The following is a 21689-nucleotide window of genomic DNA, read 5'->3' as shown; positions in this document are numbered from 1 at the left end:
GCGCAGGATGAGCGGGTGGGCTCAGAGGCAGGGCGGCCGGTACCGGTCGACGCGCAGTCCGCGGAAGTCGAGCCTGTTCGGCGTCTTGCCGACGAAGACCAGACCGCGCGCCTCGCTCAACGCCGAAGCGAACGAGTGCGACGGCTCGCCCAACTCCGGCAGCCACGTCCACTTGTCCGGCGCGAAGCGGAAGAACTTCCGCACCAGCCTGCCGCCGGTCGACGGCACCAGCGTGAGCCACTTGTCACCGCCGCTCCAGTGCGAGGCCGGGCGCAACTGGACGTAGAGGTCGTCGGTCGCGCTGTACGTCAGCCAGAAGCCGGCCGACCGGGAGAGGTCGGCCTGCGCCTCGAACTTGTTGCCCAGCCACAGGACGACCACGTGCCACTCGGCGTTCAGGAAGTCCACTTTGGCCGCGTACCCGTGGCGCTCGCGGACGAGCAGGCTGCCGGTCGGCGGCACGGTGGTGCCCTCGCCGGACGCAAGCCACTGCTGGTAACGGTCGATCGACGGGGTCGCGCACTCGCAGCTCCGGGCCTCGGACGCGTGAGCGACCGCCCCTGAGCCGAAAAGCGCTACCACCACCAGGTAGACGAGCGCCGCGAACGCCTTGCCGATCGCGACCATGGCACGGCCGTGCGTCGAGCCTCCACGCATTCTCGGGAACGTAGCAGAACGGTCCGGCGGCCGGCTTCGGCTACACGTAGTAGCCCTCCACCGGCACGCGTGCCTCGTCGTACAGCGCAGGGCCTTCCGCCGGCACCTCCGGGAACCCGCCGGTCGTCTTGAGCCCGTTGAGCTGCTCGACCGACAGCGCGAACACCACCCGCCCCAGCCCGGAGCGCGCCAACGCCCCCGCGCACATCCCGCACGGCTCGCAACTGGTGTACATCGTGGTGCCGGCGGCGGTCTCGGCGTCGAGTTCGCGGGCCGCCCAACGGGCCAGCTTCAGTTCCGGGTGCGCGGTGATGTCGCCGTCGGTGAGGCTGGAGTTGCGCTCCTCCGCCAGCACCGTCCCGTCCGGGCCCACCAGCAGCGACCCGAACGGCGGGTTGCCGCCCGCGCGGGCCTCGGCGGCCAGTGCGATCGCGCGGCGAAGATGCTGTTCGTTCAACGGAATTCCTTTCGCACGGTGGCGAGCGCGTGCCACGCCACTTCGGGGCGCAGGGTCTCGTCCGGATCACCCGCGTACGGGTCCAGCACCACGGCCTGCGCGCCCTGCGCACGCAGTTCCGTCAGATCGCCGACCACCTGCTCGACCGATCCCTCGCCTATCCGCCGGTCCTCCAGCGGTCGGTCGGTGAGCCGCAGCAGGATGCGCGGGGTCAAGGCGGGCACCGGTTTCTGTTCCTCGGCGGCGATGGTTTCCAGGCGTGCCAACGCATCGCGCCACGACGAGTGCGTGAGTCGCAGGCTGTGCCACGCGTCCCCGTGCCGCACCGCCCGCCGCAGTGCGCCATCGCTGTGCCCGCCTACCCAGATCGGGGTCCGCGCCGGCCCGTAGTCGGCCTCGGCCTCCCACGCCGAGCGCACCGCGACGATCAGCTCGTCGGTGAGCTTTCCCCGTTGCCGGAAGGGGACTCCGAGCGCTTCGAACTCCTGCCGAGCCCACCCGACGCCGACGCCGAGCACGAACCGCCCGCCGCTGAGCTGGGCGAGGTTCGCCGCCATCCGGGCGACCAGCAGCGGATGCCGGTACGGCGCGATCAGCACCGTGGTGCCCAACGTGATCCGCTCGGTGACGCCGGCCAGCCACGACAGCGTGGTGAACGGCTCGTAGAACGGCGCCGGGTACTGCTCCGCCACATCGGGCGTCACCGCCACGTGGTCGGACATCATCAGCAGGTCGAAACCCAGCCCCTCCACGGTCCGCGCCCAGTCGCGCAGCACGCCCGGCGACGTGCCAGGCCCGAAGTTCGGAACGTTCACACCGATCAGCACGTGATCAAGGCTAGGCCCGAACGCTCCGCCGCTGAAGGGATTCCTCACGGCATCGGGCGTGTCGCGCCACGGATTCCCCGGTAGGTTGGCCGGATGACCGAGACCCTGGACGCGACGGACTGGGCGATCCTGGTCGAGCTGCAACGGGACGGCAGGGTCGCGCTCACCGAACTCGGCCGCCGGGTCAACCTCAGCGCCTCGGCCACCACCGAACGCGTCAAACGGCTGGAGTCGGCGGGGGTGATCACCGGCTACCGCGCCGCCGTGGACCTGGACAAGGTCGGGTTCGGCGTGCTGGCCGTGGTGCGCCTGAAATACCCCGGCAGCCGGCACGAGCCGTTGCGGAGGCTGCTCGACGAGCGGACCGAGGTCCTGGAGTGCCTGCGCACCACCGGCGAGGACTGCTACACGCTGAAGATCGCCGCCACCTCGATGCCGCACCTGGAGCAGGTCGTCAACGAGCTGGCGGCGTTCGGCAGCACCACGACCAGCATCGTCTACAGCCAGACGCTGCCGTATCGGGGTGTGGGCGGAAGGCCGCCGGAGCGGCCCTCCTGATCCCCGTCACCGCCAGGGGTTCGCGGGCAGGCAGGTGGCCGGGTCCACTCCCGTCCGCGCGCCGTAGACGATTTGCTTGTCCCGCGTGACGAAGCAGCGGTCGTAGAGATCGTCGCTGGAGCCGATCTCCCGGTTCACGGTGTCGTACACGCGCACCACGCCCGCGGCGTCGTGGTCCGGGATGGTCCACGTGGTCGGGTGCGCGATGCGGGCCACGTAGGTGCCGTTGGCGATGGTGGCCTCCACGGTCCGGCCGTCGTGGGTGTAGGTGACGCGGGCGACGTTCGAGCTGATCCGGCCGGACACCGACCGCAGGCCGGGTCGACCCCGGTAGACGTCCTTGTTCCCCGGGCTGTCGCCGCCGGCCACGCTGCTGTTGTCGTCCACCGAGAAGTGGCCCGGCAGCCAGTCCAGGGGCAGCCCGGAGCCGAAGCCGGAGTTGTACGGCATCGCTGGGCCGTCGATCGTGCAGCCCAGCACGGTGTCGTCGGTGTAGAGCAGACCGAACTTGCCCGCTTCGTCCTCGATGTACTGATACAGCGTGGCCTGTTTCGACACGCCCGCGACGGTCGGGCAGCCCTCCTCGATCTCCACGACCCGCTGCGGAGACAGGCCACGGATCACCGGCTTGGTCGTTGTGGGAACCGTCGAGATCGTCGGCGCGGTCGTGGTGGTGCTCTGGGCGGGCGCGACGGTGTTGTTCCGCTGCCACGGCGCAAGGAATACGACCGCGGCCACCACTGCGACGGCGGCGACCGCGGCGGTGATCAGCGGCGCCTGACGGACGGCGCGGCGGGCGGTGACGGCGCGTTCGACCTCGGCCCGGATCTCGGCCTGGCGGCCTGGCGGCAGGTCGCGGGCCGGGGGCAGCGTGCTGTTCATCGGTCCTCCACGGTGAGCGCGGTGAGCGGGACGACCTCGCGGCGCGCGTCGAGCAGCTTGGTCAGCCGGGCCTTGGCCTTGCTGACCCGAGCCCGCACGCTGCTCTCGGCGATGCCCAGCGCGCCGGCCGCGTCGGAGTACGACACGCCCGACCACACGCACAGCGCCAGCGCCTCGCGTTCGTTGCGCGGCAACCGGTCCACCGCGGCCAACAGCTCCTTCATCCGCCGCTGGTCGTCCACCCTGGCGGCGACCAGGTCCGCGTGGTCGGGCACCGGCTGTTCCACCGGCACGCGGTGGAACAGCCGCAGCCGCCGCGCCGCCGTGCGCCGTTCGCCGCGCACCACGTTGGTGGCCACGGCCAGCAGCCACGGCAGCGCCGAGTCGCGCTCCAGCCGCAGCCGGTCCCGCTTGCGCCACGCCACCAGGAACGTGTTCTGCAAGTGGTCCTCGGCGGCGGCCCACGACGCGGTGAGCCGGAAGCAGTGGTTGTAGACCGCCTTCGCGTGCCGGTCGAACAGCACCCCGAAGGCGAACCCACTGCCCGCCGCGGCCTGGGACCACAGCGCGCGGTCGTCAGGGTCTTCGGTCGTCATGCCTCTTCGTGTCCAGCCGGGGCGGAAGTGTTGCCTGCGTGGTGAGGCTATGTCGGTCCGGTCCCCGCCACCCCGGCCGGGTCGTTGCCGCCGACCTGCGTGGAAGCGCTTCCACGAAGTCCTTGACCGAGGGGGTGCGCCCGGTCAGGATCGGGCGGGACAACGCCGCCGCACCCGCCGAGGAAAGGGCCCAGAGATGTCCCGCAGACACCTGAGCACCGCGCTGGCCGTGCTGCTCGCCACCGGGCTGGTCACCGGGGTCGCGAGCGCCGCGCCCGACGCGTCACCGCGCCGGCCGGTCATCGGGGAGCCCCGCACCGAGCACGGCTGCGCGCGGATCGAGCACCGCCTGCCCACGCTCGCCGACTGGCCCGAGGTCCGCAGCCGGGTCGGGTCGAACCCGGCCGACGAAGGGCGGATCCGCACGATCGTCGCGTCGATGACCCTGGCCGAGAAGGTCGGCCAGATGACCCAGCCGGAGATCGCCGCGATCACCCCCGACGAGGTCCGCGAGCACGGCATCGGCTCCGTGCTCAACGGCGGCGGGTCGTGGCCCGGCCGTGACAAGCACGCCGCCCCGCGGGCCTGGCTGGACCTCGCCGACGCCTACTGGAACGCCTCCACGTCCACCCGCACGAAGGTCCCGGTGATCTGGGGCATCGACGCCGTGCACGGCAACAACAACGTCTACGGCGCGACTGTCTTCCCGCACAACATCGGCCTGGGCGCGGCGCACGACCCGTGCCTGATCCGGGACGTCCACGACGCCACCGCCGAGCAGATCCGGGCGACCGGGCAGGACTGGGCGTTCGCGCCGACGCTGGCGGTGGTCCGGGACGACCGCTGGGGCCGCACCTACGAGGGCTACTCCGAGGACCCCCGGATCACCCGCGCCTACGGGTACGAGGCGGTCAAGGGCCTCCAGGGCGACGGCCGCCGCCGGGTGGACGTGCTGGCCACGGCCAAGCACTTCATCGGCGACGGCGGCACGATCGGCGGCAAGGACCAGGGCGTCAACCCGTCCTCCGTCGCGGACATGATCAATATCCACGGCCAGGGGTACTACGGCGCGCTGGCCGCCGGCGCACAGACCGTCATGGTGTCGTTCAACAGTTGGACCAACGACGATCTGGGCATCAACGAAGGCAAGCTGCACGGCAGCACACTGGCGCTCAACGACATCCTCAAGGGCAAGATCGGCTTCGACGGTCTGGTGGTGTCGGACTGGAACGGCATCGGGCAGGTCCCGGGCTGCACGAACGCAAGCTGCCCGCAGGCGATCAACGCCGGCATCGACGTGGTGATGGTGCCCAACGACTGGAAGGCGTTCATCGCCAACACCGTCGCGCAGGTGGAGAGCGGTCAGATCCCGCCGGCCCGCATCGACGACGCGGTGACGCGCATCCTGCGGGTGAAGCTGCGCAGCGGCGTGCTGGACGGCGAGAAGCCCTCCTCGCGGGAGCACGCGGGCTCGGCGCGCGCGTTGGAGGCCCGCAAGCTGGCCCGTGAGGCGGTGCGCAAGTCCCAGGTGCTGCTGAAGAACAACGGCCGGGTGCTGCCGCTCAAGCCGCGGTCCAGGGTGCTGGTGGTCGGCAAGAGCGCGGACAGCCTCCAGAACCAGACCGGCGGGTGGACGCTGACCTGGCAGGGCACGGGCAACACCAACGCCGATTTCCCCAACGGCACCACCATCCTCGGTGGTCTGCGGGAGGCGTTGGGGGCGGCGAACGTGGTGTTCTCCGAGACCGGGGACGTCGACCCGGCCGGGTTCGACGCGGTGATCGCCGTGATCGGCGAGACCCCGTACGCGGAAGGTGTCGGTGACCTCGGCAAGCGCACGCTGGAGGCCGCGAAGCTCCACCCCCAGGACCTGGCGGTGCTGGACAAGGTGAGCGGCAAGGGCGCGCCGGTGGTCACGGTCTTCGTGTCCGGGCGTCCGCTGCACGTCAACAGGGAGCTGAACCGGTCGGACGCCTTCGTGGCCGCGTGGCTGCCGGGCACCGAGGGCGGCGGGGTCGCGGACCTGTTGGTGCGCGGGCGTCACACGTACCCCGGCTTCACCGGCACGCTGTCGTACTCGTGGCCGCGCGGCGCCTGCCAGACGCCGTTGAACCCCGGCATGGAGGGCTACCACCCGTTGTTCAAGCCCGGCTACGGGTTGCGCTCGTGGCAGACCGGGAAGGTCGGCCGGCTGGACGAGACCTCGCCGGACCACGGGTGTTCGGGCGACGGCGGCGGCGGCACGGCCACCGAGGACCTGGAGCTGTTCAACCGTCAGGACATCGCTCCCTACAAGGGATTCATCGGATCAGCGGACAACTGGGGCGGCACGGAGATCGGCCCCGACGGCGAGGCGGCGCACAGCGCGCTCACTGTGCTGCCGTCGGACGTCAACGTGCAGGGTGACGCGTTGAAGACGACGTGGACCGGGAGTGGCCCCGGGCAGGTCTACCTGCAGAACACGGCTGGTGGCAGTGATCTCCGGGGCTACCTCAACGCCGACGGGGCGCTGGTGTTCGACGTGATCGTGCACCAGGCCCCGGTGAACCGGACGGTGGTGAGCGCGCACTGCGTGTACCCGTGTTTCGCGGAAGTCAATGCCACCAACCTGTTCAGCGGTCTGCCCGCCGGGGCCAAGACGACGGTGAAGATCCCGGTGTCGTGTTTCGCGGCCGGGGGACTGGACCTGGAGAACGTCAACACGCCGTTCCTGGTGTACACGGACGGGGCGTTCCAGGCGTCGCTCGCGAACGTGCGGTGGGCGCCGAAGGCGGCGCTCGACCCGGATGCGCGGAAGTGCTCCGAGCTGGGCTAGCGGACTAGTAGCCGACGGTGAACCGGGTCCGGCGGTGTCGGGGCAGGGCGGCCTCGTCGAGCAGCGCCACGGCGAAGTCCTCCAGGGAGATGGCGGATTTCCCCTCGGCGTCGACGATGAGGTCGTCCCGCCCCAGCCGGTAGCCGCCGGTCCGCTCACCGGGCTCCAGGACCGCGGGCGGGCTCAGGTACGTCCAGTCCACTTCGGACTCGGCCCGGACCACGTCAAGCTGTTCCGTGCAGGCCAGGGCGATCGGCCGCAGGTCCGGCGGGAAGTCCGGCTCGTCGTGCACGAGCACGCCGTTGGGCGTGATCAGGCTGCCCGCTCCACCGACCAGGATCAGCCTCGTCGTGGTGCCGCGCAGGCCGTCCAGCAACGCCTTGGCGGTCACGGCCAGCTCCCGTTCCCGGCCGGGCGCCGGTCGGGTCGCGCCGACCACGAGATCGCGGCCGGTGGCGAGCCGGGCCACGTCCGCGGCCACGCTCGCGTCGCCGACCTCGAACCCGGGACGTGGCCCGCGGGAGACCGCCGTGACCTCATGCCCGCGTTGCCCGGCTTCGGCCACCACCCGGCTGCCGACGCCGCCCGCCGCTCCGAACACGGTGATCCGCATCGGTCTTTCCTCCTTGCCTCTGCGCGACGACGAGCGCCGCGAGCACGATGACGGCGCCGATTGCCTGCGCCACGGTCAAGTCCTGTCCCAACAACAGCCAGCCGACGGCCGTCGCGACGATCGGGCTGAGCAGCCCGAGGAACGTCACCTCGGTGGCCGGCAGCAGGCCGATCCCCCGGAACCACAGGCTGTAGGAGAGTGCCGCGCCGATGGTGGTGAGGTAGGCGTAGCCGGCCACGTTCGTCGCGGTCAGGGCCGGCGGCGCGCCTTCCACCAGCAGCGTCACCGGCAGGAGCAGCAGCCCGCCGGCGACGAGCTGCCAGCCGGTGGACGCGAGCAGCGGCGCGGGGGAGCGCCAGCGCTTGCCCAGCACGGTCCCGGCCGCCATGACGGCCGCGCCGCCCAGGGCCGCCGCCACGCCCAGCCAGTCGAGCTGGGCGTTGGCGCGCAGCACCAGCAGGCTCACCCCGGCCACGCCCGCGATCGCCGCCAGCGCGACGCGCAGCGTCATGCGCTGGCCGAGCAGGCCGGCGGCGAGCCCGGCCACGATCAGCGGCTGCACCGCGCCCACGGTCGCGGCCACCCCGCCGGGCAGCCGGTACGCGGCCAGGAACAGCAGCGGGAGGAACGCGCCGATGTTCAGCGCGCCCAGCACCAGCGAGCGCCACCACCAGTCGCCGGCGGGCAGCCGCCGGGTGACCGCGACCAGGAGCAGACCGGCCGGCAGCGACCGGATCAGGCTCGCCAGCAGCGGCCGGTCCGGCGGCAGGTACTCGGTGGTGACGAAGTACGTCGTGCCCCAGATGGCCGGGGCCAGCGCGGTGACGAGGCGGTTGCTTAGCACTAAGTCAAACTAGCTCACCGCTAAGGTAAGTGGTGGGTGATTTGCCTCACCGCTAAGGTACGAAGCCGTGGCTGATCACGTCGACCTCGTGTTGGACCAGTGGCACGCGCAGCGGCCCGACCTGGACGTTTCCCCGATGGCGGTGCTGGGGCGGCTGTCGCGGCTGGCCCGGCTGGTCGACGGTGAGCTGGGCAGGACGTTCGCGCGGCACGGGCTGGACCGCGCGTCGTTCGACGTGCTGGCGACCCTGCGCCGGAGCGCTCCGCCGCACCGGCTGACGCCGACCGAGCTGATGCGCTCCTCGATGGTCACGTCCGGCGCGATCACCCAGCGGCTGGACCGGCTGGAAGCACGCGGCCTGGTGAGCCGTGAGCCGAGTTCGGTCGACGGGCGGGGAGTGGTTGTCGCGCTGACTGTTGACGGGCACACCTTGGTCGATGAGACGTTGCCCGATCATCTGGCCACCGAGCATCGGCTGCTCGCGGCGTTGGGTCCGGCTGAGCGGGATGCGCTCGCCGGCACGTTGCGGGTTGTGCTGGAGTCACTTGGCGACGTTCAGGGCTGAGCCGGGTTTATCGGCTCATGTCGCTGGGTCTTGCGCAGCCACCACAGGCCCAGTACCGGTAGCACGAGCGGGATGAAGACGTATCCGCTGCCGAAGTTGGACCACACCGTTGCGTCTGGGAACCACGATGGTTGTAGGAGGCTGATCGCGCCTACTACCAGGACGCCTGCCAGTTCCACCGTGCACGACAGGAAGGCGACTCGGCGCGAGGTTTGGTTGCCGATCGCCAGCGTGATGGTGGCCAGGAGGTAGACCACGGCGGCTGTGGCGGACAGCAGGTAGGCGGCTGGGGCTTGGTCGAAGCGCGTCGCGATCTGCACGGCGGATCTTGATGTCGCTGCGATCGCGAAGATTCCGTAGATGGCTATCAGCAGTCTGCCTGGGCCGGAGCGGGTGTCAGCCATGGCCTGCCCAGATCTGGTTCAGCCTCAGGATCATTACTGGGATGCTCAGGCAGCCGACCGTCAGGACCGCCGCGCCCCAGCGGGAGCGTTCTGCCAGGGCCCAGAAGGCTGTCAGTGGTAGTACCAGTACTGGGCCCAGTAGGTAGCCGATGAAGGTTGGGCCTTCGATGTCCCGGTCTTCGCCGGCCAGCTTGATGAATCCGATCACGGCTTGGGTCAGTAGGCCGGCTTCCAGTAGTACTACTGCGCCGGCGATGCCCAGGGTCAGCTTGGTTTCCAGGGTCAGGGGTTTGTTCAGCACTGCCAGTAGTAGTGCCCAGGCGGCTGTTGCCAGTGCCAGCGTGGTCAGCGCTATGGCCAACGAGTCGATCATCGGGGTTCGGTCCTCCAGCGGCGTTTCTGGGAATCTATCCCCGGTGGGTGGGGTGGTTGTCGGCGGTCGCTGCTGGGTGAGGTCGAAGAGCGGTCTCGCGCGGGCTCTGGGTCGAAGAGCGGCGCTCGCCGCTGGGCTGGCCGCCAAGGATGATCACAAAAGCAGGACTCGGGCAGGCCATACGGGGATGACACGCAGCCCAACCGGGGGTGTGCGCGCTGCGCGCGCCTACTGCGAAGGGCGTGGGGGACGCGCGCGCGTGGGTTCGTCTCGACCTTGGATGGGAGGTGTGGTCGTTGTTACACGAGGCAGGTGTGTTGCGGGCGCGGCACCTGCCCCGTGTACGGCCGGAGGGGACCACGTCCCCCGTACTCCCCGTCCGGCTCCCCTTGCAACAACGGAAGGACACACACCCTCCAGGTGGAGGTTGTGGTAACGCTATGCCACTACTGGCCGGTTAACACCTACGACGATTGAGTGAATTACCTGCTGATGGCCACTCGACTACTCTCAGAGAGTGACTGCTCCTCTGCGGTCGAATACCAGGTCTCTTGCTGAGCGCAGGCCCATGGCGATGGCGCCGCTGAGTACCGCCCCATCGCCCAGTTCGCCGGCCACCACTCGTGGTGTCAGTGGGGTCATTCGGCGTAGTGCCGCCTCCAAGGGGGCTTGCAGGAGGTCGGTGTTGCTGCCGATGCCGCCGCCCAGGACGACCAGTTCCGGGTCGATCACGGCGGCTACCGAGGCGACGACGAAGGCCAGGCGTTCGGCCTCGTCCTGCACTGCCAAGAGAGCTCGGGTGTCGCCCGATTTGGCCAGGGCGAATACCTCGCGGGCCGACTTCGCCGTGTTGATTCCTCTGGTCTTTGCCAGTGCCACAACGGATTCCGCTGCTGCGGCGGCTTCCAGTTGGCCGCGTGGTGGACCATCCACTTCGGACTGTCCTCCGTAGGGCAGGTAGCCTATTTCGCCTGCCGCGCCGTGTGCGCCTCGGAACAGGCGGCCGTCCACCACGATTCCCATGCCGATGCCGGTGCCGACCATCACGCACACGAAGACGTCGACGTCCCGTGCCGCGCCGTACGCGCGTTCGCCTACTGCCGCCAGGTTCGCGTCGTTCTCGATCACCAGGTCCGGGCCGAGTTCGGCCGCCAGGTCGTCCAGCAGGCCCGGTCGTTCCCAGCCGGGGAGGTTGGGGGCGTGGTACAGGGTGCGGTTGTGCGGGTCGGGTACGCCCGGGGTGCCGATGACCTTGACCACCAGGTCGTCCAGGGACAGGCCCGCGTCGGACACGGTCCGGGCGGCGAGTTCGCGGACTGTGCGCACCACCGCGCCGGCTGTTCGGCATCGGTTGCGTTCGTCCACTCGGGCGATGACCGAGCCGGCGAGGTCCGCTACGGCGGCGCGGATCCGTTGGCGGCCGATGTCGATGCCCAGGACGTGGCCGGCGGCGGGGTTCGGTTCGTAGACCATCGCCGACCTGCCTGGGCCTGCTGTCGTGCGGCCGATGGGGCGCACCAGGCCGTGCTGCTCCAGGTCCAGCAGTGCCTGGCCGACGGTCGGTTTGGACAGTCCGGTGTCCTTCGCTATCTGTGGTCTGGTCGCGGGGCCGCCCCGGCGCAGGCGGTCGAGCACCGCGCGCTGGTTGAGCACGCGCATACCAGCGGGGGTGCCCACCTGGGGCGACTTGCGGACCGTCACAGCGAGTGAGTCTAGATCGGTTGGAGCAGCGATCGGACAGGCTTGCGGACAAGCCGGCGCGTCGGCCTTGACAACGATGTCAGCCTGCAGTTTCGCTGGCCGCGAGTCGGCTGGTCAATGCGGGAGGCGTGCGCAATGGGGCACATGCGAGGTCGGAGATGCCTGGTCGTCCTGTCGAGCGCGGCGGTGGTGCTGGGCTGCGTGGCAGGCTGGTCGTCCGCGACCGCCGCACCGGGGGAGCAGACCGTGAGCGAGACGCTTTTCGGCTCGTCCTTCGAGGACGGGCAGCCGCAGCCCAAGTGGCTGAGCACGGTGGAGACGGACGCGGGCGGCACGCCGAAGACCGCCGGCGTCGACGGCACGGACTCGACCGGCCTCCCCGGCAACGTCACGGACCGGGTCGTCGACGTGGAGGCCAACTCCGAGCACGCCGAAGCCGGCGAGGTGAAGGAGAACCTGGTCGACGGCAGCACCGCGTCCAAGTGGCTGGCGTTCACGCCGACCGGCTGGGCGCGGTTCACCTTCCCCGAGCCGGTCGCGGTCAAGCGGTACGCGTTGACCTCGGCCAACGACGAGCCGGTGCGCGACCCGAAGAACTGGACGTTGCGCGGCTCGAACGACAAGTCCGAGTGGGCGGTGATCGACACACGGGCGGGTGAGGCGTTCGGGTCGCGGTTCCAGACCAAGGTCTACGACACCTCGAACGACGTCGCCTATCGCTACTACCAGTTGGACATCACGGCGACCTTCGGTGGCGTGGACCTGATCCAGTTGGCGGAGGTGCAGTTCTCCGACGGTTCGACGACGCCGCCCGCGCAGAACATGCGCACCGTGGTGGGCAAGGGCGCCACCGGCGGGTACAACGCGAAGGCGGGCGCGGGGTTCACCGGCGTCCGAGCGTTGCGGTATCAGGGGACGCACGTGGCTCGCGACCGCGGGTACTCGTACAACAAGGTGTTCGAGGTCGACATCCCGGTGACGGCCTCCACCGAGTTGTCGTATCTGGTGTTCCCGTCGTTCGTCACCGATGACCTGAACTACCCGAGCACGTACGTCTCGGTCGACCTCGCGTTCTCGGACGGCACCTACCTGAGCGACCTGGGCGCCCGTGACCAGCACGGGTTCGAGCTGTCGCCGCGCGGGCAGGGGTTGGCGAAGTCGTTGTACACCAACCAGTGGAACCGGGTCGCCTCGGTGGTGGGCTCGGTCGCGGCGGGGAAGACCGTCAAGCGGATACTGGTGGCGTACGACAACCCGAAGGGGCCGACCTCGTTCAACGGCTGGGTCGACGACATCGCGGTGAAGTCCGCGCCGGCCGTGGTCGACCGGGCGCGGCCCACGGACTACGTGCTGACCACGCGGGGCACGAACTCCAGCGGTAGTTTCTCGCGGGGCAACAACTTCCCGGCCACGGCGGTGCCGCACGGGTTCAACTTCTGGTCGCCCATGACGAACGCCGGCTCGACGAGCTGGCTCTACGAGTACGCCAAGGCCAACAACCGGGACAACCTGCCCACGTTGCAGGCCTTCACCGCGAGCCACGAGCCCAGTCCGTGGATGGGCGACCGGCAGACGTTCCAGGTGATGCCGTCGACCGGCAAGCCCACCGCGGACCGGGCGATCCGCGCGTTGCCGTTCAAGCACGAGAACGAGACCGCGCGGGCGCACTACTACGGCGTGAAGTTCGAGAACGGGATGCGTGCGGAGATCGCGCCCACCGACCACGCGGCGCTGTTCCGGTTCACGTTCACCGAGGACGCGTCGAACCTGGTGTTCGACAACGTGAACAACAGCGGTGGTCTGACGCTCGACCCCGCTTCCGGTGTGGTGACCGGGTTCTCGGACGTGAAGAGCGGGCTGTCGACCGGCGCGACGCGGTTGTTCGTGTACGGCGTGGTGGACCGGCCGGTCACGGACAGCGGGCGGTTGACCGGCGCCGGTCGGGACAACGTCGCAGGCTACCTCCGGTTCGACACGTCGGTCGACAAGACGGTGACGTTGCGGATCGCGACCTCGCTGCTGAGCGTGGACCAGGCACGTCGCAACCTTGAACTGGAAGTGTCCACTTCGGACACCTTCGAGTCGGTGCGCGACCGTGCGCAGGACGCTTGGGACAAGGTGCTGCGGATGGTCGAGGTCGAAGGCGCGACCGAGGACCATCTCACCACGCTGTACTCGAACCTGTACCGGCTCTACCTGTACCCGAACTCGGGCTTCGAGAACGTCGGGACCGCCGCCGAGCCGAAGTACCGGTACGCGTCGCCGGTGCAGGCGGCCGGGCCGTCCACGCCGACGGAGACCGGCGCGAAGGTCGTGGACGGCAAGGTCTACGTCAACAACGGGTTCTGGGACACCTATCGCACCACTTGGCCCGCGTACAGCCTGCTGACACCGCGGAAGGCGGGCGAGCTGGCGGACGGGTTCGTGCAGCAGTACCGGGACGGCGGCTGGATCTCGCGGTGGTCGTCGCCCGGCTACGCGAACCTGATGACCGGCACCAGTTCGGACGTGGCGTTCGCGGACGCCTTCGTCAAGGGTGTCGAGGACTTCGACGTCAAGTCGGCGTTCGACGCGGCGGTGAAGAACGCGACCGTCGCGCCGCCGAACGCGGGTGTCGGGCGCAAGGGCCTGGACACCTCGATCTTCACCGGCTACACGTCGACGGCCACCGGCGAGGGCATGTCGTGGGCGATCGAGGGCTACGTCAACGACTACGGCATCGCCAACATGGCCAAGGCGCTGTACGAGCAGACCGGTCAGGCGGACTACCTGGCGCAGCACGAGTACTTCGCGAACCGGGCGCAGAACTACATCCACATGTTCGACCCGAACACGAAGTTCTTCCAGGGCCGCAAGCCCGACGGCACGTGGCGCGCGCCGGCCGACAAGTACGACCCGCGCGAGTGGGGCCACGACTACACCGAGACCGACGGCTGGAACATGGCGTTCTCGGTGCCGCACGACGGGCAGGGCCTGGCGAACCTGTACGGCGGGCGGGAAGCGCTGGCGAAGAAGCTGGACGAGTTCTTCGCCACGCCGGAGACGGCGAAGTTCCCCGGCTCGTACGGCGGCATCATCCACGAGATGACCGAGGCGCGGGACGTGCGGATGGGGCAGTTGGGGCACAGCAACCAGGTGTCGCACCACATCACCTACATGTACGACTACGCCGGGCAGCCGTGGAAGACGCAGGAGAAGGTCCGCGAGATCCTGTCCCGGCTGTACCTGGGCAGCGAGATCGGCCAGGGCTACCCCGGTGACGAGGACAACGGCGAGCAGTCGGCGTGGTACCTGTTCAGCGCCTTGGGCTTCTACCCGTTGCAGATGGGCAACTCGTCCTACGCGATCGGCTCCCCGCTGTTCACCAAGACGACGGTGAACCTGGAGAACGGCCGCAAGCTGGTGGTGAACGCGCCGAAGAACAACGCGCGCAACATCTACGTGCAGTCGTTGAAGGTCAACGGGAAGAAGTGGGACAAGGCCTACCTGCCGCACGCGGAGATCGCCGCCGGTGGGACCTTGGACTTCGAGATGGGCCCCACGCCGTCCAGGTGGGCCACCGGGGCGGACGCCGCGCCGCCGTCGCTGACGACCGGCACGGAACCGGCCAAGCCGTTGCGGGACGTGACCTCGTCGTCGACCGTCACCGGTTCCGGGCCGGTGACCTCGTTGCTGGACGACACTTCCCAGACGTCCGGCAGCGTGTCGTGGCTCCAAGTCGACCGGAAGGACAAGAAGGAGAAGGCGGAGTTCTACACGCTGACCTCCGGCAAGGGTTCCGGTGATCCGACTTCCTGGGTGCTGAAGGGCTCCTACGACGGCACGCACTGGTCCACTGTGGACGAGCGGTCCGGTGAGACGTTCCAGTGGCGACAGCAGACCAGGGCTTTCAAGATCCCCCGGGCCGGGCACTACCAGCACTACCGGCTGGAGTTCCCGTCGGCGGCGACCGTGGCCGAGGTCGAACTGCTCGCCAAGCCGTTCACGACCTGCGGCACGACCATCACCGACAAGCACAGCGGGCCGTTGCAGGTCCGCGGTGTCACGTGCGTGGACGGCGGCACGGTCACCGGCCCGGTGGTGGTGACCGCGGGCGCGTCGCTGTACGTCTTCGGCGGCAAGCTCCAAGGCCCGGTGTCCGCGGCCGGCGCGGCGGCCGTCGTGCTGGTGGACACCGAGGTCGGCGGTCCGGTGACGGTCACGGGCACGTCCGGCGAGGTGGCGGTCGAGCACACGACCGTCGGCGGGCCGGTCAACCTGGTCGCCAACAAGGGCGGCACGGCCGTCGCGGCGAACACCGTCGGCGGGCCGCTGTCCTGCCTGACGAGCAACCCGCCGCCGGTGAACAACGGATGGGCGAACGAGGTGCGTGGGCCGAAGGCCGGCCAGTGCGCGAAGTTGTGAGGCTCCCGGCGCGGCCCGGGTCAGCTCGGGCCGCGCTACGCCTTGCGTCCGGTGAGGCCGAGGATCCGGTCCAGGAGCGGCGCGTCGGCCGGGACGGGGACCTCGGGGCCGAAGAGGCCCATCTCGCGGCCCATCTCGGCGCTGCCCAGCAGGTCGTGGTGCACGAAGGCCAGCACGTCGTCGTCCCACTCCACGCGCCGGCCGACGCCCGTGGCCAGGTCCCAGCCGTGCACCAACATCTCGCCGACCGTCATGCCACCGATCACCCCGGCCGGCATCTCCTGCGGCGAGCCCAACCTCGTCACGCCGGTCCACGCGTCGGGCGCGCTCCACGCGGACGCCGTGCGTTCGAGCTGCGCGGTCAGCCGGGCCTGCCAGTCGTCCAGGTCGGTCTCGGCCTCCGCGCCGGCGGGCGTGACGAGTTCCTTGCGGGCGGCGGCTTCCAGGGACGGCCCCCAGAACAACAGGTGTCGGATCAGCCGGCGCACGTCGAACTCCGCGCACGGCGTGGGTGCGTCCAGCCGGTCGGGCTTGATGTCGTCGATGATCTCCAGTACGGGCGCGACGGCCCGTGCCACGAGCTGTTCGGTGTGCATGGCCGCGACCGTACGAGCGGGGCGCGCCGGCTGTATTGAACAAACGCGACATACGCTGGGGCGGTGCGGGACGAGCGGGAATTGGACTGGCGGAGGCACCAGTGGCACGCCTTCCCGGCGCCGTCGCCCGATCTCGCGCCGTACGTCGCGCGGTACTGGATCGTGCACTGGTCGTACGACCGGCCGTACCGGCAGCTCATCGTGCCCTATCCGAACGTGCACCTGACGTTCCGGGAGGGGGTGGCGACGGTGAGCGGGGTGTCCAGCCGGCACGTGTTCCGGGAACTCGACGGCGACGGCCGGGTCTTCGGCGTGGCGTTCCGCCCGGGGCGCTTCCGGGCGTTCCTGGGGGCTCCGGTCCGGTCGATCACGGACCGGAGCGTTCCGTCGATGTTCCCCGAGCTGCCGGACGAGGTCGACGTGCCCGCGGTGGAGGCGATGCTGCGCGCGTGCCTGCCGGAGCCCGACCCGGCGGCGGAGTCGGCCGCCGAGACCGTCGAGACGATCATCGCCCGGCCGGACATCACCAGGGTGTCGGCGCTGGCCGAGGAGACGGGGCGGAGTCCGCGGCAACTGCAGCGGCTGTTCGCCGAGCACGTGGGCGTCGGTCCGAAGTGGGTCATCCGGCGTTACCGGCTGCACGAGGTCACCGAGCGGATGGCGGCCGGCGGGCGGGTCGACTGGGCGGTGCTGGCGGCCGAACTCGGGTACGCCGACCAGGCGCACTTCGTCCGGGACTTCACGGCGATGTTCGGGGAGACCCCGACCTGCTACGCCGGGCGGTATCACCAGGAGATCTCGCGGCACCGTTCGGCGGAGTCGCGCGGCTCGACCTGAAGCGTGGCGTGCTCGATGTGGTACCGGTCGGCGAGCAGCGCCTGGGCGGCCTTGAGGACCTGGGCCGGGTCGGCGTCCGACCGGGTGGTGAGGTGCGCGGAGGCGACCTCCATGCCCGAGGTCAGCGTCCAGACGTGCAGGTCGTGCGCCTCCTCGACGCCGTCCAGCCGGCCGAGTTCGGCCTGCATCTTGTCGATGTCGAGCCGTGCCGGGGCGTGCTGGAACAGGATCCGCAACGCGCCCGCCGCGAGCTTCCACGTGCGGGGGAGCACGAACAGCCCGATCGCGACACCCATGATCGGGTCGGCGTAGCGCCACCCGAAGACCAGCGTCACCGCGCCGCTGACGAGCACGCCGACCGAGCCGATCAGGTCGGCCAGCACCTCCAGGTACGCGCCGCGCACGTTGATGCTGTCCTTGGCGCCTTCGCGGAGCATGAGGAACGAGACGACGTTCGCGACCAGCCCGGCCGCGGCGGCGAGCACGACCGGCAGACCGGGCACGGCAGGCGGGTTGCCGAACCGCCCGACCGCCTCCACCACCACGTAGCCGGCCACGCCGAACAGCAGCACGGCGTTCGCCAGGGCGGCCAGCACCTCGGCCCGGTAGAGGCCGAACGTGCGGCTGCCCTTGAACGACGCGCGGCGGGCCAGCAGGATCGCCGTGAGCGCCATGCCGATGCCCAGGACGTCGGTGAGCATGTGGGCGGCGTCGGAGATGAGCGCAAGCGATTGCGTCGCGATGCCCACCGCGAACTCGACCACCATGAACGCCGCCCCGATGACGAAGGCGACCCACAACCGGCCGATGTGCTTGGCGCTCCCCGACGAGACCCCGTGGCCGTGACCGTGACCCATACGACGGAACATATAGTCACATGCGCATGAGTGCAACCGGCCGTCAGGTGGGGTTGACCACCCGTCCCAACAGGCGGACGAGCCGCGGCGAGACCCGGCTCAGCAGGTGGACGAACCTGGCCTCGGCGGTGACCGGCACGACGGCCTCGTTCCGCTCGACGGCCCGGAAGACCTGATCGGCCACCTTCTCCGGCCCGAAACCCCGCAGCCGGTACGCGGTGGTTGCTTTCCGCTGTTTTTCAGCCTGTTCGGCGTCATCCGACCCGGCGAACCGGGTGGTGGCCGCCATGTTGGTGTCCACGACACCGGGGCAGATCGCGCTGACCCCGATCCCGTGCGGCTTCAACTCGGCCGCGAGGCACTGGGCGAGCATGAGGACGGCGGCCTTCGTGGTCGAGTAGGCGGGCAGGGCGGGGGTGGGGAAGAAGCCGGCCATCGAGGCCGTCACGACCAGGTGACCGCCCTGGCCGCGTTCGACGAGCTGGGGAGCGAAGGCGCGGAGGGTGTGGACGACGCCCCAGAGGTTGACGTCGACCACCTTGCGCCAGTCGTCCTCGGAGGTGCGGAGGAACGACCCGGCCAACCCGACCCCGGCGTTGGCCATGACGACGTCGGGAACGCCGTGCCGTTCCTTGATCAGCGCGGCCACCTCGTGGGTGGCCACGCTGTCCGCCACATCGAGCGCGTACGCGTGCCCGTTCACCTCGGCCGCCGTCTTCTTGGCGGCCACGGGATCGACATCGAGCGCGACCACCTCGGCACCTTCCCGCGCGAACCTGACCGCCGTGGCCTTGCCGATGCCACTGCCCGCGCCCGTGACGACGACCAGCTTCCGGCGGGTGGTGCCGGCGATGAAGTCCTCGATGAGGCTCGCGACCTGGTCAGGGTGGGTACGAGGAGCCCAGTGCCCGGCGAACAGGTGGCTGCGAGTGAGGTCGTCGGTCCACGGCTCGGCGGCCTGGAGGTGCTTCTCGGACACGTAGGGGTCGTTCCGCAAGGCGATCTGGTGGACCTTGACCCTCACCTTGAGCGGAGCCCCACCCCGTCCGATGTTCGCGCGGTACAACTCCAGCCCGTTGACCAACTCGCGGTGGTTCGCCCGGAGCCGGCGGCGGACGTGGGGGAGCCGCCACACCAACTCTGGGACGAGGGGAACCATGAACCCGGCGATGTACCAGGACTTCCGCACCAGGTTCGGTGCCTGGAGGGGGTGACGCCGAACCCAGGCGCCGACGTGATCGAGGTCGGGCCCGGAGATGCTGGTGAAGGACAGGAACGCGTCGGGGTGCCTGGCGACGGCCTGCCAGCCGATCACCGACCCCCAGTCGTGCCCGACCAGGTGAACCGGCCCACGATCCCCGACAACGGCCAACACATCCCGAACCAACCACTCCATCCGATACCCGCCCCGCCCGGAAGGCCGCTCCGACCCACCAGCCCCACGAAGATCGAACCGAACAACCCAGAACCTCTCACCAAGCCGAGCGGCAACCCCATCCCACACCCGCAGGTCATCCGGGAACCCATGCGCCAACACCACCACAGGCGCCCCGCTCAACCCACCCTCGACAACCCGAATCCGCAGGTCACCAGCCTGGACGAAACGCTCGCGTGCCGGATGCATAGACCGGAGGGTAGGGGGTGCGATCCTGTCCGGACAGCCCTGCTAAGCTTCCAGCCATAGCTACGGCCCCCGTAGCTCAGGGGATAGAGCACCGCCCTCCGGAGGCGGGTGCGCAGGTTCGAATCCTGCCGGGGGCACCACCGTCTGACCAGGCGCTTCGAGGATTCGAGCGTCCCGTGAAACCCGCGCCGTGACATCACACGTGACGCGGGTTTCAGTTTATCGTCCGTCTCGTGACTCGTCCGGACGGCGCAACGCGCAGGGAGCGCGGCAGCATCGACACGCTGCCCAGTGGCGCTCTGCGTGTGCGTGTGTACGCCGGGCTGGACGTGATCACGAAGAAGCGGCACTACCTCACCGAGGTCGTCCCGCCCGGCCCGGGTGCCGAGCGCACGGCCGAGGAGACCCGGGACCGCTTCCTCCGCGAGATCGACGAACGCTCGCACCCCCGCACCAACGCGACCGTCGGCTTCATGGTCGCCACCCACATCACCGCGGCACGGTTGGAACGCACCACCCGCGAGGGCTACGACGGCTACGCCCGCAAGCACATCTACCCGATCATCGGCCACTTCAAAGCCGAATCGCTGTCGGTCGACGTCCTCGACTCCTACTACGAGGAGCTGGAGCGCTGCCGCGAGCACTGCTCCGGCGGCCCTGAGATCGACCACCGCACACCGGGCGAGCACACCTGCGACCGCCGCTGCCGCCGCCACGTCTGCAAGCCCCTGGCCGCGTGGACCGTCCGCAAGATCCACTTCATCCTGACGGGCGCGTACAAGCGGGCGGGCCGCAAGAGTTGGGTGACCCGCAGCCCCATGGCCCATGCCGACCCGCCACCGCCCCCGCCGCCGAAGCCGAGCCCTCCGTCACCGGAGCAGATCGCGACCATACTGGACGAGGCGTGGCGCCGGGACCTCGACTTCGGGGCTCTGGTGTGGACCTCGACCACCACCGGCGCACGACGCGGCGAGATGTGCGCGCTGCGCTGGCGTCACTTCCAGCCCGGCCTGCAGCGGCTCCGGGTCGAGGCGTCGATCGCCCAGGGCAACACCGACATCTGGGAGAAGGACACCAAGAGCCACCAACACCGCATCCTCGCCCTGGACGCCGAAACCACCGCGATCCTGTCCCAGCTCAAGCGATGCTGCGAGCACCGTGCCCGCGAACTCGGTGTAGAGCTGTCGCCGGAGGCGTTCATCTTCGCGGCCTCCCCGGACGGGCTGGTGGCCTTCAAGCCGCGCGCGGTGAGCCAACGCTACCGACGCATGGTCGACACACTCGGCATCAACACCACCTTCCACAAACTGCGCCACTACTCGGCGACCGACCTCATCAGCGGTGGCGTGGACATCCGCACCGTCGCCGGTCGCCTCGGCCACTCCGGCGGCGGCACCACCACGCTGAAGATGTACGCGGCGTGGGTCGAGGAAGCCGACCAGCGCGCCTCGCAGACCCTGATGACCCGGATGCCCACCACCCCGGCCCCCATCCCGGAACCACGTGACAGACCCAAAGCCGCCCCGCGCAGCCCCTACGAGACCATTGCCGCCCTGGAACGCACCCGCATCGTCACCGACGACATCCCCGACGGCACACCCGCTCCCACCGTGAAGGAACTCGCCGACCGCCACGCCGTCTCGGTCGGCACCGCCCACCGCGCACTGGGGCTGCTCAAGGAGTGGGGCCTCGTCTCGCGCACCGGACGCGGTGTGCAGCCGGTCATCGTCCGGGCGGACGGCGACGACGAGGGTGTGCCGCTCTACGAAGAGCCGCCGGCGAGCGTGATCCCCATTCCGTCCGGAGCCGCAGAGCCTCCCGTCTTCATCGGAACGACCGCTGTCCCGGGTGGGAACCGTCCGTTGCAGCTGGAGATCATCGGCCCTTCCGGGGCGGCGTTGACCAAGGTGGTCACGTCCGCCGATCCGGCGAACCTCGACGAGTTGCGCCGGTTGTTCGCGGGAGCGTTGCGTCGCAGGGGATACCAGGACGACTCCCATGGCGACTTCGAGATGAACGTGCGCATCCTCGGAACCGACGACCTCCTCCTGACATTCGTCGCCTGAGCCACCTAGCGGG

At 69.9% G+C, this 21689-nt stretch carries 19 protein-coding genes and 1 tRNA gene; 7 read left to right on the top strand and 13 right to left on the bottom strand.

Annotated features, from left to right (window positions below; translation table 11 throughout):
- Window positions 1-21 precede the first annotated feature (21 nt).
- The 3 genes from ACQPZF_RS36635 to ACQPZF_RS36625 form a co-directional block, all read right to left on the bottom strand.
- The gene (locus ACQPZF_RS36635) at window positions 22-627 is read right to left on the bottom strand and encodes a hypothetical protein (protein ID WP_433274877.1); all 606 of its coding nucleotides are present in this window, start codon (window positions 625-627) and stop codon (window positions 22-24) included.
- A 70-nt stretch (window positions 628-697) separates the two neighbouring features.
- Window positions 698-1114, bottom strand: a complete 417-nt coding sequence (locus tag ACQPZF_RS36630) for a nucleoside deaminase (protein WP_433264975.1) — start codon at window positions 1112-1114, stop codon at window positions 698-700.
- On the bottom strand, window positions 1111-1941 hold the full coding sequence (locus ACQPZF_RS36625; RefSeq protein WP_433264973.1) for an LLM class flavin-dependent oxidoreductase: 831 nt from the start codon (window positions 1939-1941) through the stop codon (window positions 1111-1113). Before ACQPZF_RS36625 ends, ACQPZF_RS36630 begins: the two co-directional genes overlap by 4 nt.
- A gap of 93 nt (window positions 1942-2034) precedes the next feature.
- Between ACQPZF_RS36625 and ACQPZF_RS36620 the strand changes: the two genes are divergently transcribed.
- On the top strand, window positions 2035-2499 hold the full coding sequence (locus ACQPZF_RS36620) for an Lrp/AsnC family transcriptional regulator (protein ID WP_433264971.1): 465 nt from the start codon (window positions 2035-2037) through the stop codon (window positions 2497-2499).
- 6 nt (window positions 2500-2505) lie between these two features.
- On the opposite strand, the gene ACQPZF_RS36615 is transcribed toward ACQPZF_RS36620, so the two are convergent.
- The gene (locus ACQPZF_RS36615; RefSeq protein ID WP_433264969.1) at window positions 2506-3381 is read right to left on the bottom strand and encodes a hypothetical protein; all 876 of its coding nucleotides are present in this window, start codon (window positions 3379-3381) and stop codon (window positions 2506-2508) included.
- Complete coding sequence (locus ACQPZF_RS36610) at window positions 3378-3977, bottom strand: RNA polymerase sigma factor (RefSeq protein ID WP_433264967.1); 600 nt, start codon at window positions 3975-3977, stop codon at window positions 3378-3380. Before ACQPZF_RS36610 ends, ACQPZF_RS36615 begins: the two co-directional genes overlap by 4 nt.
- A 196-nt stretch (window positions 3978-4173) precedes the next feature.
- Here ACQPZF_RS36610 and ACQPZF_RS36605 point away from each other — a divergent pair, with 196 nt between their 5' ends.
- Window positions 4174-6792: a glycoside hydrolase family 3 N-terminal domain-containing protein gene (locus ACQPZF_RS36605; protein ID WP_433264965.1), complete on the top strand. Its 2619-nt coding sequence runs from the start codon at window positions 4174-4176 to the stop codon at window positions 6790-6792.
- 4 nt (window positions 6793-6796) lie between these two features.
- Here ACQPZF_RS36605 and ACQPZF_RS36600 read toward each other — a convergent pair whose 3' ends face one another.
- Complete coding sequence (locus ACQPZF_RS36600) at window positions 6797-7405, bottom strand: NAD(P)-dependent oxidoreductase (protein ID WP_433264963.1); 609 nt, start codon at window positions 7403-7405, stop codon at window positions 6797-6799.
- Window positions 7329-8249, bottom strand: coding sequence for an EamA family transporter (locus tag ACQPZF_RS36595; RefSeq protein WP_433264961.1), 921 nt, complete (start codon window positions 8247-8249; stop codon window positions 7329-7331). Before ACQPZF_RS36595 ends, ACQPZF_RS36600 begins: the two co-directional genes overlap by 77 nt.
- A 67-nt stretch (window positions 8250-8316) precedes the next feature.
- Here ACQPZF_RS36595 and ACQPZF_RS36590 point away from each other — a divergent pair, with 67 nt between their 5' ends.
- On the top strand, window positions 8317-8814 hold the full coding sequence (locus ACQPZF_RS36590; RefSeq protein ID WP_433264960.1) for a MarR family winged helix-turn-helix transcriptional regulator: 498 nt from the start codon (window positions 8317-8319) through the stop codon (window positions 8812-8814).
- On the opposite strand, the gene ACQPZF_RS36585 is transcribed toward ACQPZF_RS36590, so the two are convergent.
- From ACQPZF_RS36585 to ACQPZF_RS36575, 3 genes are all read right to left on the bottom strand, one after another.
- Entirely contained in the window at window positions 8805-9218 is a 414-nt protein-coding gene (locus tag ACQPZF_RS36585; RefSeq protein ID WP_433264958.1) for a hypothetical protein, read from the bottom strand. The genes ACQPZF_RS36590 and ACQPZF_RS36585 overlap by 10 nt on opposite strands.
- A complete protein-coding gene (locus ACQPZF_RS36580; RefSeq protein WP_433264956.1) occupies window positions 9211-9591 on the bottom strand; it encodes a hypothetical protein in 381 nt (126 codons plus the stop codon). Before ACQPZF_RS36580 ends, ACQPZF_RS36585 begins: the two co-directional genes overlap by 8 nt.
- Before the next feature lie 510 nt (window positions 9592-10101).
- Entirely contained in the window at window positions 10102-11250 is a 1149-nt protein-coding gene (locus ACQPZF_RS36575; protein ID WP_433274875.1) for an ROK family transcriptional regulator, read from the bottom strand.
- 177 nt (window positions 11251-11427) lie between these two features.
- On the opposite strand from ACQPZF_RS36575, the gene ACQPZF_RS36570 reads away from it, so the two are divergent.
- The gene (locus ACQPZF_RS36570; protein ID WP_433264954.1) at window positions 11428-15696 is read left to right on the top strand and encodes a GH92 family glycosyl hydrolase; all 4269 of its coding nucleotides are present in this window, start codon (window positions 11428-11430) and stop codon (window positions 15694-15696) included.
- A gap of 35 nt (window positions 15697-15731) precedes the next feature.
- Here ACQPZF_RS36570 and ACQPZF_RS36565 read toward each other — a convergent pair whose 3' ends face one another.
- Window positions 15732-16292: a TIGR03086 family metal-binding protein gene (locus tag ACQPZF_RS36565; RefSeq protein WP_433264952.1), complete on the bottom strand. Its 561-nt coding sequence runs from the start codon at window positions 16290-16292 to the stop codon at window positions 15732-15734.
- Window positions 16293-16355: 63 nt separating this feature from the next.
- Between ACQPZF_RS36565 and ACQPZF_RS36560 the strand changes: the two genes are divergently transcribed.
- Entirely contained in the window at window positions 16356-17129 is a 774-nt protein-coding gene (locus ACQPZF_RS36560; RefSeq protein ID WP_433264950.1) for an AraC family transcriptional regulator, read from the top strand.
- On the opposite strand, the gene ACQPZF_RS36555 is transcribed toward ACQPZF_RS36560, so the two are convergent.
- Complete coding sequence (locus ACQPZF_RS36555) at window positions 17078-17986, bottom strand: cation diffusion facilitator family transporter (protein WP_433264948.1); 909 nt, start codon at window positions 17984-17986, stop codon at window positions 17078-17080. The genes ACQPZF_RS36560 and ACQPZF_RS36555 overlap by 52 nt on opposite strands.
- A gap of 43 nt (window positions 17987-18029) precedes the next feature.
- Window positions 18030-19610, bottom strand: a complete 1581-nt coding sequence (locus ACQPZF_RS36550; protein WP_433264946.1) for an SDR family oxidoreductase — start codon at window positions 19608-19610, stop codon at window positions 18030-18032.
- Window positions 19611-19675: 65 nt separating this feature from the next.
- Between ACQPZF_RS36550 and ACQPZF_RS36545 the strand changes: the two genes are divergently transcribed.
- Window positions 19676-19750 (top strand) — tRNA-Arg (locus ACQPZF_RS36545).
- Window positions 19751-19843: 93 nt separating this feature from the next.
- Window positions 19844-21676 carry a tyrosine-type recombinase/integrase gene (locus ACQPZF_RS36540; RefSeq protein ID WP_433264944.1) on the top strand — a complete coding sequence of 611 codons (1833 nt, stop codon included), beginning with the start codon at window positions 19844-19846 and terminating at the stop codon, window positions 21674-21676.
- The last annotated feature ends 13 nt before the right edge of the window (window positions 21677-21689 follow it).

It is taken from the genome of Actinosynnema sp. CS-041913 (assembly GCF_050942485.1).
Taxonomy (GTDB): Bacteria; Actinomycetota; Actinomycetes; order Mycobacteriales; family Pseudonocardiaceae; genus Actinosynnema.
This window is presented reverse-complemented; position numbering and strand designations above follow the sequence as displayed.

Coding starts and splice junctions, on each gene's coding strand:
- ACQPZF_RS36635 (WP_433274877.1), bottom strand. CDS start 627: ATGGTCGCGATCGGCAAGGCGTTCGCGGCGCTCGTCTACCTGGTGGTG.
- ACQPZF_RS36620 (WP_433264971.1), top strand. CDS start 2,035: ATGACCGAGACCCTGGACGCGACGGACTGGGCGATCCTGGTCGAGCTG.
- ACQPZF_RS36615 (WP_433264969.1), bottom strand. CDS start 3,381: ATGAACAGCACGCTGCCCCCGGCCCGCGACCTGCCGCCAGGCCGCCAG.
- ACQPZF_RS36610 (WP_433264967.1), bottom strand. CDS start 3,977: ATGACGACCGAAGACCCTGACGACCGCGCGCTGTGGTCCCAGGCCGCG.
- ACQPZF_RS36605 (WP_433264965.1), top strand. CDS start 4,174: ATGTCCCGCAGACACCTGAGCACCGCGCTGGCCGTGCTGCTCGCCACC.
- ACQPZF_RS36600 (WP_433264963.1), bottom strand. CDS start 7,405: ATGCGGATCACCGTGTTCGGAGCGGCGGGCGGCGTCGGCAGCCGGGTG.
- ACQPZF_RS36585 (WP_433264958.1), bottom strand. CDS start 9,218: ATGGCTGACACCCGCTCCGGCCCAGGCAGACTGCTGATAGCCATCTAC.
- ACQPZF_RS36580 (WP_433264956.1), bottom strand. CDS start 9,591: ATGATCGACTCGTTGGCCATAGCGCTGACCACGCTGGCACTGGCAACA.
- ACQPZF_RS36575 (WP_433274875.1), bottom strand. CDS start 11,250: ATGCGCGTGCTCAACCAGCGCGCGGTGCTCGACCGCCTGCGCCGGGGC.
- ACQPZF_RS36570 (WP_433264954.1), top strand. CDS start 11,428: ATGGGGCACATGCGAGGTCGGAGATGCCTGGTCGTCCTGTCGAGCGCG.
- ACQPZF_RS36565 (WP_433264952.1), bottom strand. CDS start 16,292: ATGCACACCGAACAGCTCGTGGCACGGGCCGTCGCGCCCGTACTGGAG.
- ACQPZF_RS36555 (WP_433264948.1), bottom strand. CDS start 17,986: ATGGGTCACGGTCACGGCCACGGGGTCTCGTCGGGGAGCGCCAAGCAC.
- ACQPZF_RS36550 (WP_433264946.1), bottom strand. CDS start 19,610: ATGCATCCGGCACGCGAGCGTTTCGTCCAGGCTGGTGACCTGCGGATT.